This is a genomic window from Streptomyces sp. NPDC096012 (assembly GCF_040426375.1).
Classification (GTDB): Bacteria; Actinomycetota; Actinomycetes; order Streptomycetales; family Streptomycetaceae; genus Streptomyces.
In genome coordinates this window covers 338,439-353,814 of the sequence record NZ_JBEOTD010000001.1, presented here as the reverse complement: position 1 = coordinate 353,814, position 15,376 = coordinate 338,439, and the positions used below count along the sequence as shown (strand labels likewise).

The 15,376-nt window shown below is 71.6% G+C and carries 16 protein-coding genes; 7 read left to right on the top strand and 9 right to left on the bottom strand.

The annotated features are described in order from the left end of the window. The first annotated feature begins 236 nt into the window (after positions 1-236). Positions 237-878 (top strand): carbonic anhydrase, encoded by a 642-nt coding sequence (locus ABVB68_RS01660; RefSeq protein ID WP_353598998.1) that lies wholly within the window; start codon positions 237-239, stop codon positions 876-878. 25 nt (positions 879-903) lie between these two features. Here the strand turns inward: ABVB68_RS01660 and ABVB68_RS01655 are convergent, their stop codons facing one another. Both ABVB68_RS01655 and ABVB68_RS01650 read right to left on the bottom strand, forming a co-directional pair. Beyond that, on the bottom strand, positions 904-1,902 hold the full coding sequence (locus ABVB68_RS01655) for an L-threonylcarbamoyladenylate synthase (protein WP_353598997.1): 999 nt from the start codon (positions 1,900-1,902) through the stop codon (positions 904-906). 56 nt (positions 1,903-1,958) lie between these two features. Beyond that, positions 1,959-3,170, bottom strand: coding sequence for an FAD-dependent oxidoreductase (locus ABVB68_RS01650; protein WP_353598996.1), 1,212 nt, complete (start codon positions 3,168-3,170; stop codon positions 1,959-1,961). A 660-nt stretch (positions 3,171-3,830) separates the two neighbouring features. On the opposite strand from ABVB68_RS01650, the gene ABVB68_RS01645 reads away from it, so the two are divergent. From ABVB68_RS01645 to ABVB68_RS01630, 4 genes are all read left to right on the top strand, one after another. Continuing rightward, positions 3,831-4,907 carry a bile acid:sodium symporter family protein gene (locus ABVB68_RS01645; RefSeq protein ID WP_353598995.1) on the top strand — a complete coding sequence of 359 codons (1,077 nt, stop codon included), beginning with the start codon at positions 3,831-3,833 and terminating at the stop codon, positions 4,905-4,907. A 222-nt stretch (positions 4,908-5,129) separates the two neighbouring features. After that, a complete protein-coding gene (locus ABVB68_RS01640; protein ID WP_353598994.1) occupies positions 5,130-5,783 on the top strand; it encodes a response regulator transcription factor in 654 nt (217 codons plus the stop codon). Then, positions 5,774-7,042 carry a sensor histidine kinase gene (locus tag ABVB68_RS01635; protein ID WP_353598993.1) on the top strand — a complete coding sequence of 423 codons (1,269 nt, stop codon included), beginning with the start codon at positions 5,774-5,776 and terminating at the stop codon, positions 7,040-7,042. Before ABVB68_RS01640 ends, ABVB68_RS01635 begins: the two co-directional genes overlap by 10 nt. A 38-nt stretch (positions 7,043-7,080) precedes the next feature. Next, positions 7,081-8,355 carry a COG4705 family protein gene (locus ABVB68_RS01630; protein ID WP_353598992.1) on the top strand — a complete coding sequence of 425 codons (1,275 nt, stop codon included), beginning with the start codon at positions 7,081-7,083 and terminating at the stop codon, positions 8,353-8,355. A 115-nt stretch (positions 8,356-8,470) separates the two neighbouring features. On the opposite strand, the gene ABVB68_RS01625 is transcribed toward ABVB68_RS01630, so the two are convergent. From ABVB68_RS01625 to ABVB68_RS01615, 3 genes are all read right to left on the bottom strand, one after another. Further along, on the bottom strand, positions 8,471-9,541 hold the full coding sequence (locus ABVB68_RS01625) for an NADH:flavin oxidoreductase/NADH oxidase (protein WP_353598991.1): 1,071 nt from the start codon (positions 9,539-9,541) through the stop codon (positions 8,471-8,473). Between the two features lie 515 nt (positions 9,542-10,056). Next, entirely contained in the window at positions 10,057-10,269 is a 213-nt protein-coding gene (locus ABVB68_RS01620; protein WP_353598990.1) for a DUF397 domain-containing protein, read from the bottom strand. Beyond that, a complete protein-coding gene (locus ABVB68_RS01615) occupies positions 10,266-11,132 on the bottom strand; it encodes a helix-turn-helix domain-containing protein (protein ID WP_353599145.1) in 867 nt (288 codons plus the stop codon). Before ABVB68_RS01615 ends, ABVB68_RS01620 begins: the two co-directional genes overlap by 4 nt. Positions 11,133-11,293: 161 nt before the next feature. Between ABVB68_RS01615 and ABVB68_RS01610 the strand changes: the two genes are divergently transcribed. Further along, on the top strand, positions 11,294-11,782 hold the full coding sequence (locus ABVB68_RS01610; RefSeq protein ID WP_353598989.1) for an ATP-binding protein: 489 nt from the start codon (positions 11,294-11,296) through the stop codon (positions 11,780-11,782). 25 nt (positions 11,783-11,807) lie between these two features. On the opposite strand, the gene ABVB68_RS01605 is transcribed toward ABVB68_RS01610, so the two are convergent. After that, entirely contained in the window at positions 11,808-12,224 is a 417-nt protein-coding gene (locus ABVB68_RS01605) for a YeeE/YedE thiosulfate transporter family protein (protein WP_353598988.1), read from the bottom strand. Further along, positions 12,224-12,874 carry a YeeE/YedE family protein gene (locus ABVB68_RS01600; RefSeq protein WP_353598987.1) on the bottom strand — a complete coding sequence of 217 codons (651 nt, stop codon included), beginning with the start codon at positions 12,872-12,874 and terminating at the stop codon, positions 12,224-12,226. Before ABVB68_RS01600 ends, ABVB68_RS01605 begins: the two co-directional genes overlap by 1 nt. A 995-nt stretch (positions 12,875-13,869) precedes the next feature. On the opposite strand from ABVB68_RS01600, the gene ABVB68_RS36840 reads away from it, so the two are divergent. Then, positions 13,870-14,157: a DUF8730 family Cys-rich protein gene (locus ABVB68_RS36840; protein ID WP_503005986.1), complete on the top strand. Its 288-nt coding sequence runs from the start codon at positions 13,870-13,872 to the stop codon at positions 14,155-14,157. Between the two features lie 151 nt (positions 14,158-14,308). Here ABVB68_RS36840 and ABVB68_RS01595 read toward each other — a convergent pair whose 3' ends face one another. After that, positions 14,309-14,518: a hypothetical protein gene (locus tag ABVB68_RS01595; RefSeq protein ID WP_353598986.1), complete on the bottom strand. Its 210-nt coding sequence runs from the start codon at positions 14,516-14,518 to the stop codon at positions 14,309-14,311. Between the two features lie 506 nt (positions 14,519-15,024). Continuing rightward, positions 15,025-15,327 carry a putative quinol monooxygenase gene (locus ABVB68_RS01590; RefSeq protein ID WP_353598985.1) on the bottom strand — a complete coding sequence of 101 codons (303 nt, stop codon included), beginning with the start codon at positions 15,325-15,327 and terminating at the stop codon, positions 15,025-15,027. Positions 15,328-15,376 lie beyond the last annotated feature (49 nt).

The window sequence follows — 15,376 nt, the reverse complement described above, 5'->3', positions numbered from 1 at the left end:
GCGGAGGTGGCGGCTGCGTACTCCCATCCGGCGGTAGCTCTGGCCGGGGCCCTCTCGCGGTGTGGTGTCCCCGGTTCGGCGGTCCCTTCCGGGCCTGGCGGCTGCGCAGCGCACCGGGGAGGCCCACCGCGAGCGGCCCCGCCTGGGGTCCGGGAGTGCGGGCAGCAGAGGGAGCGCAGGCCGCCGTCCGTGGACCCGGCCGCGCGTTGTCACCGGGTCGGCCGTAGCCTTCCGCCATGACTGAGACCCTGACACCGACTCCCGATGATGCCTTCGAGATGCTGCTGGCAGGCAACCACCGGTTCGTCACCGGCTCGCCCGAGCACCCCAACCAGGACTCCGCACGCCGCGCCGAGATCGCCCCGGCCCAGAACCCCTTCGCGGTGCTGTTCGGCTGCGCCGACTCCCGGCTGGCCGCCGAGATCATCTTCGACCAGGGGCTCGGGGATCTGTTCGTGGTGCGTAACGCCGGGCACGTCGTCGGCGCGGAGGCGCTGGGAAGCATCGAGTACGGCGTGAGCGTGCTGGACTGCCCGCTGGTCGTGGTGCTGGGGCATGACTCGTGCGGGGCCATCGCGGCCGCCCGGGCCGCCGCCGACGGCGGCCAGGTGCCCGCCGGCTTCGTCCGTGACGTCGTCGAGCGGGTGACCCCGAGTGTGCTGGCGGCCCGTGCCGCCGGACGCGAGCAGCCCGAGGAGATCCTGGCCGAGCACATCAGGCTCACCGTCGATCTGCTGCTGGAACGCTCCCGCGTGCTGGCCGAGCGCGTGGCCGCCGGCCGGCTTGCCGTGGTGGGCCTGTCCTACCGCCTGGCCGACGGCAGTGCACAACTGGTCGCCTCTTACGGCCTGAGCGGAGATGCCGCCCCGACGCGGTGAGACCCGCTGCCGGCCACCCCGGTGTTCAGTGCTGCCGGAGGCCGGTGACCGAGGAGGGCCGGGGCCCGGCAGCGCGGCGGAGCCGGTTGGCGATCGCCAGTCCCAGCCCTTCCTCCGCCGGCAGGGACGCGACGATGAGGTCGCAACCCCGCCGGTCGAGTTCGCGCAGGAACCCGTACAGGCCGCGCGCGTAGGCGGCCGTCGAAGCGGGGACCGTCACCACGGCGTGCGCCTTCACCGGGACGTGGGTGACGGCGAGGGGAAGAAGAACGCCCACCTGGTGCCCCTGCTCCTGGGCGAGCTCCGCTTCGGCGACGACCTTCTCGGGCTCGACGAGGACGACCCGCGCACGCGGCGCGTAGTGCGAGGGATGCTGGCCCGGCACCCGGACACGGCTCGTCGAGGGGACCGCGAGCGGGTGCCCGAGCGCCCCCTCGAGATCCTCGCGTGTCACTCCGCCGGGCCGAAGGATGCTGGGAACCTCGCCCGTGACGTCGACGATGGTCGACTCGACGCCGACCTCGCAGGGGCCGCCGTCCAGCACGAAGTCGACCGCCTCGCCGAGCTCCGCACGGACGTGGTCGGCGGTGGTGGGGCTGACCGCCCCGAAGCGGTTGGCGGACGGGGCCGTGACACCGCCTCCGAAGGCCGACAGCAGCGCGAGGGCGACGGGGTGGTCGGGCACGCGCACGGCCACCGTCTCCAAGCCACCCGTCGCTTCGAGGGGCACCCGGCGGCCGCGCCGCAACACCAGCGTGAGCGGCCCCGGCCAGAAGCGCTCGGCCAGCAGCCGCGCCGCCGCGGGCACGCCCTGGACCCAGTCGTCCAGCTGCTCCGCGCCGCCGATGTGGACGATCAGCGGGTGGGAGGGCGGACGCCCCTTCACCTGGAAGATGCGCGCGACAGCGGCGGGGTCCTCGGCGTTGGCGCCCAGACCGTAGACGGTCTCGGTCGGGAGTGCGACCAGGCCGCCGGCGCGAAGCACTTCGGCCGCCTTCTCGATGTCACTGGTTCTTGCCGTCACACCGGCAATGGTCCCACTGTTCCGCTCCCCCCATTTCCGGGGAGACAGTTCCACGCTCACGGAGCGACGACCCAGCGGGCGGCATCACGGGCAACGCGAACGGCGGCGTACTCCGTTCCGGCGACGAAACGCATCATGGGGCCGAACATCGGGGCGGCCAGCGAACCGGCGACGTACAGACCAGGCACGGATGTTTCGAACGTCCTGGTCAGCCGAGGGGCCTCGGAGCCGGGCACGCGGACGACGCGCCGCCGTAGCGCAGGGGCGAGAAACGCGAGCGCGTCGATGTCGAGGCGGTAACCGGTGGCGGCCAGCACGTGGTCAACAGCCAGACCCTCCGAACCACTCGGCCCGGTGATCCCCAGCCGGGCCGTGGAACCCGACGCCTCGGCGCCCGTGACGCGGGACGAGGTGCGCACCGGCACGACGTCCTCGACCCGATCGCGCAGCCACCAGCCGCCCGAGGGCCCCAGCGCCCGGCGGAACAACAGCAGCCGGGCGGCGGCGGGGAGCCGCCGCACCCCGCCTGGTGCCCGGCAGACCGCGGCGAGTGTCCAGCCCGTGCCCAGGGGTGAGGCGGGCCGCGCGAGCCGCTGCGGCCAAGGCCGGCCCGGCTGCGGAACCGACCCCCACAGAACGCGCCGCTCCCGCACCAGCACCTGCACGTGGGCTCCGGCCTCGTGCAGCAGCGCGGCGCTCTCCAGCGCGGACTGGCCTCCCCCGACGACCGCGATCCGCTGTCCGGCGTACCGCGACAGGTCGCTGTGGTGGCTGGTGTGCGACACCAGGGCCCCGGCTCCCGGCCCGTCCGGCGCGAGGCACAGCAACTCCTTCGGTATGTAAGCCAGTCCGTTCAGTCCGGTCGCCACCACGACGGCCGCCGCCCTCAGCTGCCGGCCGTCGCCGAGTCCTACGACGAACCCGGAAGAGCTCGGGCCGCGGTCGACGCAGGCGACCCTGGCCGGTTCCACGTCACCGACGTACCGCTTCTGGAACCACTGCCCGTAGCGCACGAACACCTCGCACGGGATCGGCGTCAGCTCCGTCAGCTCCGACTCACCGTGCACCCTGCGGAAGTCCGCCAGCCGTCCGCCCGGCTCGGGTGCGGACAGGTCGGTGGCGTCCGGGGTCGACTTCAGGAACATCCCCGTGGCCATGGCATGCCGCCAACTGCCCATCACCTCCCCGAAGATCCGCACGGGAACCCCGGCGGCCCGCAGATGAGCGGCCACCGACAACCCGTACGGGCCGGCGCCGACCACCACCACCGGAAGCCCTCCGCGCCCGCCGACCGCCCGCTCGTGAGCAGGGCCCTGCCCCGGAAGCGACTGCGTCACACATCCCCCCACCGATCAGCCCACCGCCCTCCCCAGGGCAGCGCGACACCTCGGAACGCCCCGGCGGCCGACAGGCCACCGCACGCGCTCCCGCGATCGAGTGTGGCCCCTCGACCGCAGGCCGCCCAGGATTTTCGGCACACCTTGACCAAACCTAGTCAAAGCACCCGGCATCCCGGGCAACACCTTGATCGCGTTCCGTGCCGCCGGAGCGTCCGCCCGGTGCGTTCCCTGCCGCCGGAGCGTCGGCCCGGTGCGTTCCCTGCCGCCGGAGCGTCGGCCCGGTGCGTTCCCTGCCGCCGGAGCGTCCGCCCGGTGCGTTCCCTGCCGCCGGAGCGTCGGCCCGGTGGACACAGGCACCTGTTCCCTCGGGTCGAGGGAGAACCACGCGAGGGCGATCGCGGCGGTGGCCGCGGCGAGGAGGGCGAGGAGCACGGCCGACACGTGCCTGAACGCATCCTGACCGCCGCCGTGGATCACCCGCCCCGCCCGTTCCGTACGGGCACCATGGCTCCATGCACACGCGCGCACAGGGCCTCCGCATAGCGGCCTTCCGTCCCGCCCCCGCCCCCGCGACGGAAGAAGACCGCCATGCACGCACCCGCTCCCCCCGCCACCCGGGCGCCCACTGACCGCGCGACCGCCTGGCTGCGGCGCCGCCTGGGCCGGGCCGTCGTCCTGTCCTACGCCGCCGCCCTGCTCGTGCCGGGCCCCGGCCTGTGGCTGCGCCACTCCCACGCACTGCCGCTCGGACCGCTGATCCGGCTGCCGGTGTCCACCGCACCGTGCCTGCTGTGGCTGGTGCTGTTCTCCTCCGGACTCCAGGTGCCCGTCCGTGAGCTGGGCCGAGTCCTGCGGCGCCCGAGTGCACTGCTCGCCGGGCTTGCGCTGCACCTGGCGATCCCATTGCTGGTCATCCCGTTCGTCGCGATGCTGCTGCACGCCTCCCCGGACTCCGACGGCGGCAGCGGCCTGGTCACCGCGATGATCCTGATCGTGGCGATGCCCGTGGCGGCCGGCGCCACGGTGTGGACCGGCAAGGGCGACGGCGACCAGCCGACCATGGTCGGCCTGGTCCTCGCCTCCACCCTCATCAGCCCGCTCACCACACCGCTGGTGATCGGGCTGCTGTCCCCGCTGCTCAGTGGCGGCTACGCCGGCTCGCTCGCCGCGAGTGTCCACACCGCGGGCGGTGGCTTCACCCTCGTCGGCGTGGTGCTGCCCTGCGCGGCGGGCATCCTGGTCCGGCTCGCACTGCCCGCGTCGCTGCTCGGCCCGGCGCTGGGCGCCGTCGTGCCGGTGGCCCTGACCGGCTCGCTGGTCCTGACGTACGTCAACGCCAGCGGCGCCCTCGGCTCCTTCGTCGCTCGGCCACGCCCGCTGCTGCTGGGCGCCGCGCTGGTCGTGGCGGCGCTGGTCTGCCAGCTGTCGTTCGTGCTCGGCCGCTGCGCGGCACGGCTGCTGCGGCTGGACCCGCCCGCCGCCTCCTCGCTCACCCTCGCCTGCGGCATGAACAACAGCAGCGCCGGCGCCGTACTGATCAGCGCCGTACTCCCGGACAAACCGCATCTGCTGCTCCCGGTCCTCGCCTACGGCCTGCTCCAGAAGACGGCCGCCAACCGAGTCGTACGGGTCGGGCCGTCCGGGGTGGTGCGCTCTGTCGCCTGAGGCATCGCGGTTCCCCGGCCCGAGGCGGGGGGACCGCGGGACACCGGTGCGCGCCAGCTGTCGCGGCAGGCCCCCGGGACGCGACACGCGTCGACGGCTGCGACCGTACGGTTCGACGCCGGCCGGCCCGCACGGGAGGCGGTCGGCAGCGGCCTGCTCCCCCCGTCAGGCGGCTGACCAGCGCAGATGGAGAACCGGGGCCGGAGTCTCTAGGGTCGGCACGTGGCTTTCATCCTGGTGTGCGAAGACGACGCGGCGGTCCGCGACGTCCTCAAGCGCGCCCTGGAGCACGACGGCCACACCGTCTCCGTCGCCGCCACGGCCGGCAGCCTGCTGCGGCAGCTCGCACCGGCGCCCCATCTGGTCGTCCTGGATCTCGGGCTCCCGGACGCCGACGGCCGCGACGTCTGCCTCGCCCTGCGGGCTCGCGGCGTCGACGCGCCGGTGTTGATGCTCACCGCCCTGGACGGCCTGCATCACAAGGTGGGCGGCTTCGAGGCCGGCGCCGACGACTACCTGACCAAACCCTTCGACATCCCGGAGCTGCTGGTCCGCGTCCGGGCGCTGCTGCGCCGGGCCACCGTGGCGCCCGCACCGCGCGGGGTCGTCCTCGATCCGGCGAAGCACGTGGTCACCTACGATTCGGTGAGCATGAGCCTGACCCCGACCGAGTTCCGGCTGCTGGGCCGCCTGATCTCCTCGCAGGGCGACGCCGTACGCCGCCACGCCCTCATCGCCGCCGGCTGGCCGCACGGAGCGCGGGTCAACGACAACACCCTCGACTCCTATGTGCGCCGGCTGCGGGCCAAGCTCGGTCCGCTGGGTGTGGCCGAGCGTCTGGCGACCGTCCGCGGTGTGGGCTACCGATGGCAGTGACGGGATTCCGTAAGCGGGTCGTCGCACTGACCGTGCTGATCGCCACCGCCGTGGTGGCGATCCTGGTCGTGGTCTCGCACGTGCTGCTGAGCCGGGTGACGGACGCCGACGCGCACGATCTGGCACGTACGCGCGCCGAGGCGGTCGCCGCGAACGTCACCGCCGAAGGCGGCCGTGTCGTAGTGACGGAGAACGGCAGCGAGGCGCTGGACGAGGTCGCCTGGGTGTACGCCGACGGCCGCCTGATCGACGGGAACGTGCCGCCGAGCGTGGTCGGTCGCGTCGAGGAACTGGCGGACTCCGGGCGACCGCAGACCGCGACGGTCGGCGACTACCTCCTGTACGCGCGGAAGGTCCCGGTCCACGGCCACCACGTCATGGTGATCGTCCGGGTGGACCTCAGGCCCTACGAGACATCCGAGCAGCGCAGCCTGACCTTGTCGCTGATACTGGGCGGCCTCACCATCCTCCTCGCCGGCGGTGTCGCACACCTCGTGGTGCGCCGCGCGCTGCGGGTCGTGCACGAGATGGCCGCCCTCGCCGACGACTGGGGCCATCACGAACCCGGGCGCCGCTTCAACCTCGGGGTCCCCCGCGACGAGTTCGGGGAACTGGGGCGGACCCTGGACCATCTCCTGGAGCGCGTCGACAGCGCGCTGGCGGACGAGCGCCGGCTCACCGACGAGATCGCCCACGAGCTGCGGACACCACTCACGGTCCTGCGGGCCGAGGCGCAGCTGGCGCAGCTGTCCGGCGAGCCGGTGCCGCCGGAGGCGGTGCTGAGCGAGGTCGACCGCCTCGATGCGGCGATCACGACGCTTCTGCGCGCCGCGCGCGCACGGACGGACACGGGGACCCGGTGCGATCTGGGCTCCGCCGCGCGGCGGGCGATCGCTGGCCGCGCGGTCGAGGTCGCCTTTCCCGCGAAGGTCGAGGTCGCCGTGGCGGCCGACGTCGCCGTGTCGCTGCTGTCGCCCCTCCTGGAGAACGGCCTGCGGCACGCGCGGTCGCGTGTGTGGATCACCGCGCGCGACCAGGGCGAGGCCGTCGTGGTCGACGTCCTGGACGACGGCCCCGGATTCGATCCCGCGGACGTCGACCGGGTCTTCGAGGCGGGTGTGACCGGCGGCGACGGGTACGGGCTGGGGCTGCCGGTGGTCCGGCGCATCGCCGCCTCGGCCGGTGCGGAGGTCCGCGCGATCGCGGACGGCCGCGGTCACGTCGAGGTGACACTGCCGGCGGCGGCCGCGGCCACGTAGTCAGGTTATGTGCAGGTTCCTCGCGTAAGCCTCGCTGCATGACAACGACAACGGAAGCACGCCCACGCAGCGAGCGTCTCATGCTCAACAAGGTGCCCGAGGTCACCGTCTGGTTCTGGGTGATCAAGGTCCTGTGCACCACCGTCGGTGAGAGCTTCGCCGACTGGATCAACATGAAGCTGGGCGTCGGCCTGGTCAACACCGCCTGGATCTTCACCGCGGTCTTCGTCGTGGTCCTGGTCGTCCAGCTGCGGCTGAAGCGGTACGTTCCGTTCCCCTACTGGCTGACCGTGGTCGTTGTCAGCGTCACGGGCACCCTGTACACGGACATCCTGACCGACCAGCTGAACGTGCCGCTGTGGATCAGTTCCGCGGTCTTCTCGGTGCTGCTCGCGGTGGTCTTCGGTGTCTGGTGGCTGCGTGAGCGGACGCTGTCGATCCACTCGGTCACCACGCTGCCGCGGGAGTCGTTCTACTGGCTCGCCGTTCTCGTCACCTTCGCGCTCGGCACCGCGACCGGCGACTGGACCCTGGAACTGACCGGCTGGAGCCCGGGCGTCTCCGTGCTGCTGCCGCTCGGCCTCATCGCGGCGATCACGGCGCTGTGGAAGTTCGGCGCGAACCCGGTGCTGTCCTTCTGGCTCGCCTACATCCTGACCCGCCCGCTGGGCGCGAACATCGGCGACTGGCTCGCCTCCCCCAAGGTCGCCGAGACCCCGGGCGACCCGACCGGTCTGGCGCTGGGCACGTTCACCACCAGCCTGATCTTCCTCGGTCTGATCCTGGCGACGGTGGTCTACCTGACGGTGACGCGCTCGGACGTGACCGAGACCCACGAGGCGACCCACCAGGCACCGGCCACCGGCGACCCGCGCAAGGAGCGCACCGCGCTCGCCGGCTTCGGACTGCTGGCCGTCGCCACCGTGGGCCTGCTGGTCTGGGCACACGGCCGGCCGCACGTCGGCCCGGCGCCGGAGACCGACAACACCTCCGCGGTCCAGATGGCTCCCGGCCAGGCGGTGAAGAAGTTCCCGGCCGCCAAGGTCGACGCACTGAAGAAGCTCGCATCGACCTCGCTCAAGGACGCACGCTCGGGGGACAAGGCCGGCGCCCATGCGGCGGCCCAGTCGCTGCGTGACCTGTGGGATGCCGACCAGGCATCGCTGCAGCCGCTGGACGGAACCGGCTGGACCTCCATCGACGCCCAGATGGACAAGGTGCTCAAGACGTTCGGCATCGATCACTCGAACCCGCCGATGTCGCCCGCGCAGCAGGAGAAGGAACTGAACGCCCTCCTGACCGACATGGGCTGACAGACCGCACACCGAGCCCGCCCCGCCCACCCGGCCGGGCTCGGTGTGCCGCGGAATCCCCGGGGACCGGCGCTGACCAGGGCCTGAGTTCCCGGGTGCGCGGGCGGCGACGGCCTCAGCGATGACGTGGGCGGCCGCGCTGGTACTGCTTCGGCCACGGGACGTCGTCACCGAGCACCTGGGCCGCGCGGAGCGGCCAGGTCGGGTTGCGCAGCAGTTCGCGCGCGAGCATGATCGCGTCGGCCGAGCGGTCCACGAGGATCTGGTCGGCCTGCTCGGGTGCGGTGATCAGGCCGACCGCGGAGACGGGCAGGGCCGCGCCCTCGCGGACGGCTCGGGCGAAGGGCACCTGGTAGCCGGGCTCCACTTCGATACGGGCGTTGTGGACGAGCCCGCCGCTGGTGACGTCCACCAGATCGACGCCGTGGGCCACCAGGTGCCGCGACAGCTCGACCGTCTCCTCCGGGGTCCAGCCGCCGTCGGCCCAGTCCGTGGCCGAGAAGCGTACGAACAGCGGGCGGTCCTCCGGCCACTGCGCCCGTACGGCGTCGGTGACCTGGACGAGGAAACGGCTGCGCCCGTCGAGATCGCCTCCGTACTCGTCGGTGCGGTGGTTGGACAGCGGTGACAGGAACTGGTGCAGCAGGTATCCGTGCGCGGCGTGGATCTCCAGGACCTCGAAGCCGGCGGACAGCGCCCGCGCGGCGGCGTCGCCGAAGGCCCGGACCAGAGCGCGGATGTCGTCCACGCCGAGCTCCCGTGGGGCCGGCCAGTCGCCGAACGGCAGCGGAGACGGTGCCACCGTCTGCCATCCGCCGGCCTCCGGCTCGACGTACGCGTCACCCTCCCAGGGCGGTGCCGTCGACGCCTTGCGGCCGGCATGGGAGATCTGGATGCCGGCAACGGCTCCCCGCGCGTGGACGAAGTCGGTGATCCGCTTGTACGCGGCGGCCTGGCCGTCATCCCAGATGCCGGCGTCGGAAGGGGTGATCCGGCCGTCGGGTTCCACTGCCGTGGCCTCCTGCATGACCAGGCCGGACCCGCCGCGTGCCAGGGAGCCGAGGTGGACCAGATGCCAGTCCTGCGGATAACCGTCGACCGAGCTGTACTGGCACATGGGGGCCACCCAGGCCCGGTTCCGGAAGGTCGTGCCACGGAGGGTGAACGGCGAGAAGAGACGGCTCATAGGAGGCCTCGCGGGAGGGATGTGGGACGACGGGTGCCCCGCAGCCGTCGGGCCGCAACGGCCTGGGCTCCTGCGGGCGCACCCCTCACGGTGGGTGCACCCGAGTACCCGGCCCCTCTCGTGGCACACACCCACCGGCCAGGCGTGCCCACCCGCGCGGATGCCCGGGCACGCGGCGGTCCCGGGCCGTGGTCCGGGTGAGGCGGAGCACGGTCGGTGCCGGGGCCGTGGTCCGGGTGAGGCGGAGCACGGTCGGTGCCGGGGCCGTGGTCCGGGTGAGGCGGAGCACGGTCGGTGCCGCCAGAAGCCTCGGCAACGAGACCCTCGACCGGGGCGGCTCGGTGAAGGCTCTCCAGCGGCGTCGCCGAGCGAGCGCGCCGTCGGCGCGGGGGCGACGACGAACGCGGCGAGGAAGGCCGGGCGAGCGCCGACCGCCCGTCCCATGCCGCCCCCGCAGGACGTGGGTGCTCAGCCGCCCGTGCGACCGGGCACCCACGGGGTCACGAACGTCCGGCTCAGACGGCCTGGTCGGCGGCCAGCCGGACGAGCCCGGCCCACGCGTCGGGGGCGACCGTCAGAACCGGTCCGGACCGGACCTTGGAGTCCCGGATGTGTACGGTTCCGGGCGCCTCGGCGACCTCGACGCACTCGCCACCGTTGCCCGTGCTGTAACTGCTCTTGAACCAAGCGGCTTCCGGCACAGCCGCTCTGCTGCGCTGCACGTTCATGCCTCTCCCATCAGTTGCTCGATGAGCGCCGACGACTCGCTCGGGGTCAGCGCCTGTGATCGGAGGATGCCATAGCGAGCTTCGAGCGTACGTACGTACGAGGTATCGGTGTAGAGACGACTGTCGTCCTGGACCTCCGCGTACGCGATGCGGTGCCCCTTGTCGGTGTCGATCAGGGTGAAGGGGCCGCCGAGCGCGGCGTGGTCCTCGCGTCCGATCGGCATGACTTGTACTTCTACGTTCCTCGATTGCCCGGTGAGCAGGATCTGTTCCAGGGTCTCGCGCATGGTTTTCCGGCCGCCGAGCTGCCTGCGCAGCACTGCTTCCTCGATGACGAAACTCATCAGAGGGGCCGGGCGGCGGGTGAAGATGCTCTGCCGCACCATCCGAGCTTCCAAGCGTTGCTCGATTACGTCGTCCTCCAGCAGCGGGCGCTGCATCTGGAAGACGGCCCGTGCGTAGTCCTCCGCCTGCAACAGCCCGGGGACGGCATACACGGCATACACGTTCAGCGCCGTCGCCCGCGCCTCCAAGCGCGCCGAGTCCCGGAAGAACGCCGGATACTGTGCCCGCCCCACCTCCTCCTTCAGCGCCTTGAGGACGCCCCCGGCGTCCAGCACCTCGTCCGCGCGGTCGATGAACCCGGGCGAGGGAATCCGCCGGCCCTGCTCGAAGGAGGCGATCGACTGGGCCGCGTAACCCGTGAGCCTGCCGAACTCCGGCCGTTCCAGGCCCGCCCGTACCCGCAGCAGCTTCAACTGCCGTCCGAACGCCGTCACCACGCCCGAGCCCGGCTCGTCCTCCGGCCTCGGCCCGGCGTCCTCCCGCACACCCCCGGCCTCGCCCCGCTCCACCGACCCCATCGGCTCCACCGCCTCCCCGGCCCAGCTCCCCGGCCCAACGCACCCGCCCCGAGCCGGTCACGCGGCGCGCCTCGTACACCTCCCGCGCCGGCACGTACAACCCGCACGCGACGGCGCGTCACCACTGGTCACGCTACGCCACTGCCGGAAGCGTTACGGGCATGAACCACGAGATCGCCGCTCCTTCCCGCACCGGTCAACCCATCGGCCCCACAGGTCACTTCGCGATGCGGTTCAGCTCCACCCCGCGCGGCGCGCGGCTCGCCCGGCGACTCGCCGGGCACCGCCTCGACGCGTGGGGCATCCCCTACGACTGCGACGCGCACCACGCGCTGACGCTGATCGTCGGCGAGCTCGCCGCCAACGCCGTGCGGCACGGCCGGGTCCCCGGCCGCGACTTCCACCTCTCGTTGGCCCGCGACGCCACGACCGTACGGATCGAGGTCACCGACACCCGCACCGAGGGCGTACCGGTCGTGGCGACGCCCACGGACCTCGGCGACACCGGCCGCGGCCTGCTCCTGGTGGAGCGCCTCGCCGACCGCTGGGACTGGCACCCGCGCCGGGACAACCCCGGCAAGACGGTCTGGGCGGAGTACGTCCTGCCGGCGCCAGGCCGAGCCGCCGCCGCACCCCGGCCCGCTTCATGAAGACGCGGGGCCGGGGCGCCCTCGGTCACAGGCCGCAGGAGCCGCGGTCGAGGTGGAAGTAGCGGGCGTTGGCCCAGCGGCACAGCCGGATACCGACGATGACGCCGACGATGGTGACCAGGGCAGGCAGGTATCCGCTGGCGACCTGGATGATCGGGATGGCCGGGCACCCACCCGAGATCGCCCAGCCCGTACCGAACAGCACCGCGCCCGGGACCACACCCGCGTGGATGCGCCCCGGGGTGCGGGGGACCCGCAGCAGAGCGAACGCGCACACGATGATCACGACGGCGCCGGCGAAGGAGAGGAACATGCGCAGGTCCTGGAAGGTGAACATGCGGTTCAACTCGGCGTAGTCGCCGAAGCCGATGTTGGTGACGGTATAACCGAGGGCCAGTCCGGTGATGATGGTGGCCAGCAGAATCGCGCCCCGGGTACGCATCAGATCACCTTCCACAGGAGGAACGACACCACGACGGCGGTGCCGAAGAACACGGCTGTAGCGACGATGCTGACCGGTCGTAGACGGCCGCATCCGTTGAGTCCGTGGCCGGAGCTGCACCCACCGGCCAGCCGAGTGCCGAAGCCGACCAGCACGCCTCCCACGAACAGCAGGGCGACCATGGTGGCCGGATTGGCGGTGACCACGTTCCGGAATCCCGGGCCCATGTCGTAACGGAGGTGGAACCGCCCGGAGGTGACCGCGGCGATCAGTCCGCCGAGGAAGATCGATATCAGCAGGGCGGCCTGGGTGACCAGCGGGGCCGGGCGCAGGCTCGTGGCCGCAGGGCTCTCGCTCGCCGCCGGTTCGGTATCCGCTTCGAGTGGCGGTGACATCCCGTACGGAGCCTGCGGCGGGGTGGACGCGACGGTGCCGAAGTGCTCCGCTGTAGCCGCGGCGAGCGCCTCGGCGAGAGCTTGGTCGTCGGTGAACTCCTCGTCCATCTCCTCGAGCTGGCGTTCGCGGCGCCAGTGCAGCACGCGATCCCATGCGGACGACACCCCGAAGGACCGATCCGTGGTGAGGGTGTGGTTGATGGTGACGAGAGCGAGCCCGATGGCGCCCGCCCACCAGGGCCAGTAGTCACTCATGCGGGGCCTCCCATCCATTCGGTGAATCGAGCCCACCAGCCGCGCTTCGCGCTGGGCGCTTGCCGCGCGTGTCGAGAGGGGTGGGGATGAGGCTGGGGAAACTGTTGGGGTGGTGACGGTTGGTAAGGCGTGACCGGTATCGGCGGAGATGCCGCCCCCCACTGACCTACGCTCTCCGGAGCCGCGATCCCGGGCCCGGACGGCTCAGGTGGCCGGCCCGGCGCTTGCTGCGGCCAGGACGCGCTCCCCGGTGACCTCGGATCGTGCTGCGGCGGCGGGGCCTGCCGGGCTGCCTGCCCCGGATGGACGGCGCCGGACCGGCCCGTGTCGACGGCGTCTTCGAGGTGTCGGGCGCGAGCCCCGTTGGGCAGCAGGCTGATCGGCACGCGCTCGCCGGTGAGTGACATCTGGTAGCGCGCACAGCCGACCCACTGGTCCTCGCTGTCGCAGTAGTAGTCGCGCCAACCTTGCAGGCTCGCCCTAAGCAGCGGGAACAGGGGGCATCCTGCGGCGTGCGAGCAACTCACGTTGCTCCCTTCTGACCGGAGCACACCACCCGTTCGGAGAGGGTGGTTGCCGTTCTCGATTTCATGTCCTCGCCGCGCCCGGTCGACCATCTCAGAGCGGCGCGGTGACGGCCTCTCACACTAAGGAGCTGTGCCTCCATTCCTTCGACCGGGCGTGATGGAACCACCGTTTCGGTGTCCCAGGCAACCTCAAGGCGCATTCCGACCGTGACCGCTTGACATCACCGAGTGATATGTGGCACGCGGCACTTATGCGCCTTTGTCTCTCATGTCTGCATATTTACGGTCGATCGTGAGGCCACTTGGAGCGTGGTTGGATTTCAGGACCGGCCCTCGTGCCGACGGTAAGTCAGTTGTTCGTGGAGATGGTGCACATGCGGGCGTTGGATGTGGCGAAATTGTGAATTCAGCTGTGACGAAACTGTTGATTTTCCAGGTGGTAAAAGAAGACGCTAATGGAGGGGAATCATGTGCCAACGTGCTGTCTGTCGGTCCTGTCGCAAGGTGACCTATGAGGGATGCGGGAGGCACGTGGAGCAAGTGCTCGCCGACGTGCCCACGCCCCAGCGGTGCACGTGTGAGTCGGCGGAGCACAAGCGTGCCCGTACGGGCGAGGGGATGACTCGGTCGGGACCGGTCCGACCTGGTGGGCCGGCGCGACACACACCCGCTCCTCCACGCCCGGACGGTTCACGGGGTCGATCGAGCGGTGGCTGGTGGGCCCGGCTCGTCGCTTGGGTCAAAAGCCCGGCATGAACCGGCACCACCCGCACGGCACCGACCCTCATGATCAAGCCCCCTACCGGCGAGGAGCCGCGGGTAGGGGGCTTGTCGCCGCAGGCGCCGATCGGCGGTCGGGCTGCCGGTATCGGCGGTCCCGCGATCGGGAAGTCCCGCGATCTGACGATCAGTAGGAGACGGTGACGCCGACCTGGTGGTACTGGCCGACGGTGTCCAGGGCGCCGCCCGGGACCGCGCCGACCTGAGCCACGAGGTCAGAGGTGCTGATCGCCGTGGGGCCGGCGGCGATGCCGGCCTCCGGGCTCAGGCCGCCCGAGACGGTGTCGAGCTCGGCGTCGGAGATTTCGAGGGTCTGAACCTGGGGAGCGGAGTTCATGAGGAAACTGCCCTTCGTATGGATGTTCCACAGGGGGGAGCGGCCAGGCTGGGGATAGCCGGTGAGCCGCGACCGCAGGCGCGCGCCGTCCGTTTCCGGACACCTTGGCGCGAACCCGGCGGCGCGAAGGATCAAATCACGGAGCGTGCCCGGCATCCAGTCGGTCGACGCTCCCAGCAAGGCAGTTGAAACAGTCGTCTACTCATCCGTGCACGCATGCACACGAATCAAGGGCAGCTTCTCTACATGTAACCCGGCATAGGAAACCGACAGCTATTGCCACGTCAGCTCCGACCAGGACAAGTCCCCACCAACAGAACGCACCGTGCCGCTGTTGGGCAGTCGCTGTGCAGATTCCGTCACGTACGCATCCGCGGCCGCTTCAGTACCTTGTCCACCGCGATCCGCGACCCGTCCACCGCCCGCCCGTCAGGTTCAGCTCCTCCGTCGGCACGGCCCGGACGGCGGCACGGCCCCGGACGGCGGCACGGTTGTCGCAGGGCCCGTTACGGATGCGTGGTCAGCGGATCGAGGAACGTCAGTACGGAGGCGTCCTCCTCGATCAGCGGGGCGAGGGCGGCGTTGAACGGGGCACCGTACGGGGCGTCCAGGTGCGCCCTGAAGGCGTCCTCGTCCCGGTAGACCTCGAAGATCCAGTATCCGCGCGGGTCTGCCGCCCTGGTGTAGACGTCGAAGGCCAGGTTGCCTTCCTCCTCCCGCACCTTCATGGCGTAGTCCCGGATCAGCTGGGCGACCTCGTCCTCCGCTCCCTCTCGGGCGGTGAACTCGGCGAGCAGGGTCTTCTTCACGGTTTCGTGTCCTTTCGGTGAGCGGAGTCGAGGTGGCAGGCGACGGCCT

Coding starts and splice junctions, on each gene's coding strand:
- ABVB68_RS01660 (WP_353598998.1), top strand. CDS start 237: ATGACTGAGACCCTGACACCGACTCCCGATGATGCCTTCGAGATGCTG.
- ABVB68_RS01645 (WP_353598995.1), top strand. CDS start 3,831: ATGCACGCACCCGCTCCCCCCGCCACCCGGGCGCCCACTGACCGCGCG.
- ABVB68_RS01635 (WP_353598993.1), top strand. CDS start 5,774: ATGGCAGTGACGGGATTCCGTAAGCGGGTCGTCGCACTGACCGTGCTG.
- ABVB68_RS01630 (WP_353598992.1), top strand. CDS start 7,081: ATGACAACGACAACGGAAGCACGCCCACGCAGCGAGCGTCTCATGCTC.
- ABVB68_RS01625 (WP_353598991.1), bottom strand. CDS start 9,541: ATGAGCCGTCTCTTCTCGCCGTTCACCCTCCGTGGCACGACCTTCCGG.
- ABVB68_RS01620 (WP_353598990.1), bottom strand. CDS start 10,269: ATGAACGTGCAGCGCAGCAGAGCGGCTGTGCCGGAAGCCGCTTGGTTC.
- ABVB68_RS01615 (WP_353599145.1), bottom strand. CDS start 11,132: ATGGGGTCGGTGGAGCGGGGCGAGGCCGGGGGTGTGCGGGAGGACGCC.
- ABVB68_RS01610 (WP_353598989.1), top strand. CDS start 11,294: ATGAACCACGAGATCGCCGCTCCTTCCCGCACCGGTCAACCCATCGGC.
- ABVB68_RS01605 (WP_353598988.1), bottom strand. CDS start 12,224: ATGCGTACCCGGGGCGCGATTCTGCTGGCCACCATCATCACCGGACTG.
- ABVB68_RS01600 (WP_353598987.1), bottom strand. CDS start 12,874: ATGAGTGACTACTGGCCCTGGTGGGCGGGCGCCATCGGGCTCGCTCTC.
- ABVB68_RS36840 (WP_503005986.1), top strand. CDS start 13,870: ATGTGCCAACGTGCTGTCTGTCGGTCCTGTCGCAAGGTGACCTATGAG.
- ABVB68_RS01595 (WP_353598986.1), bottom strand. CDS start 14,518: ATGAACTCCGCTCCCCAGGTTCAGACCCTCGAAATCTCCGACGCCGAG.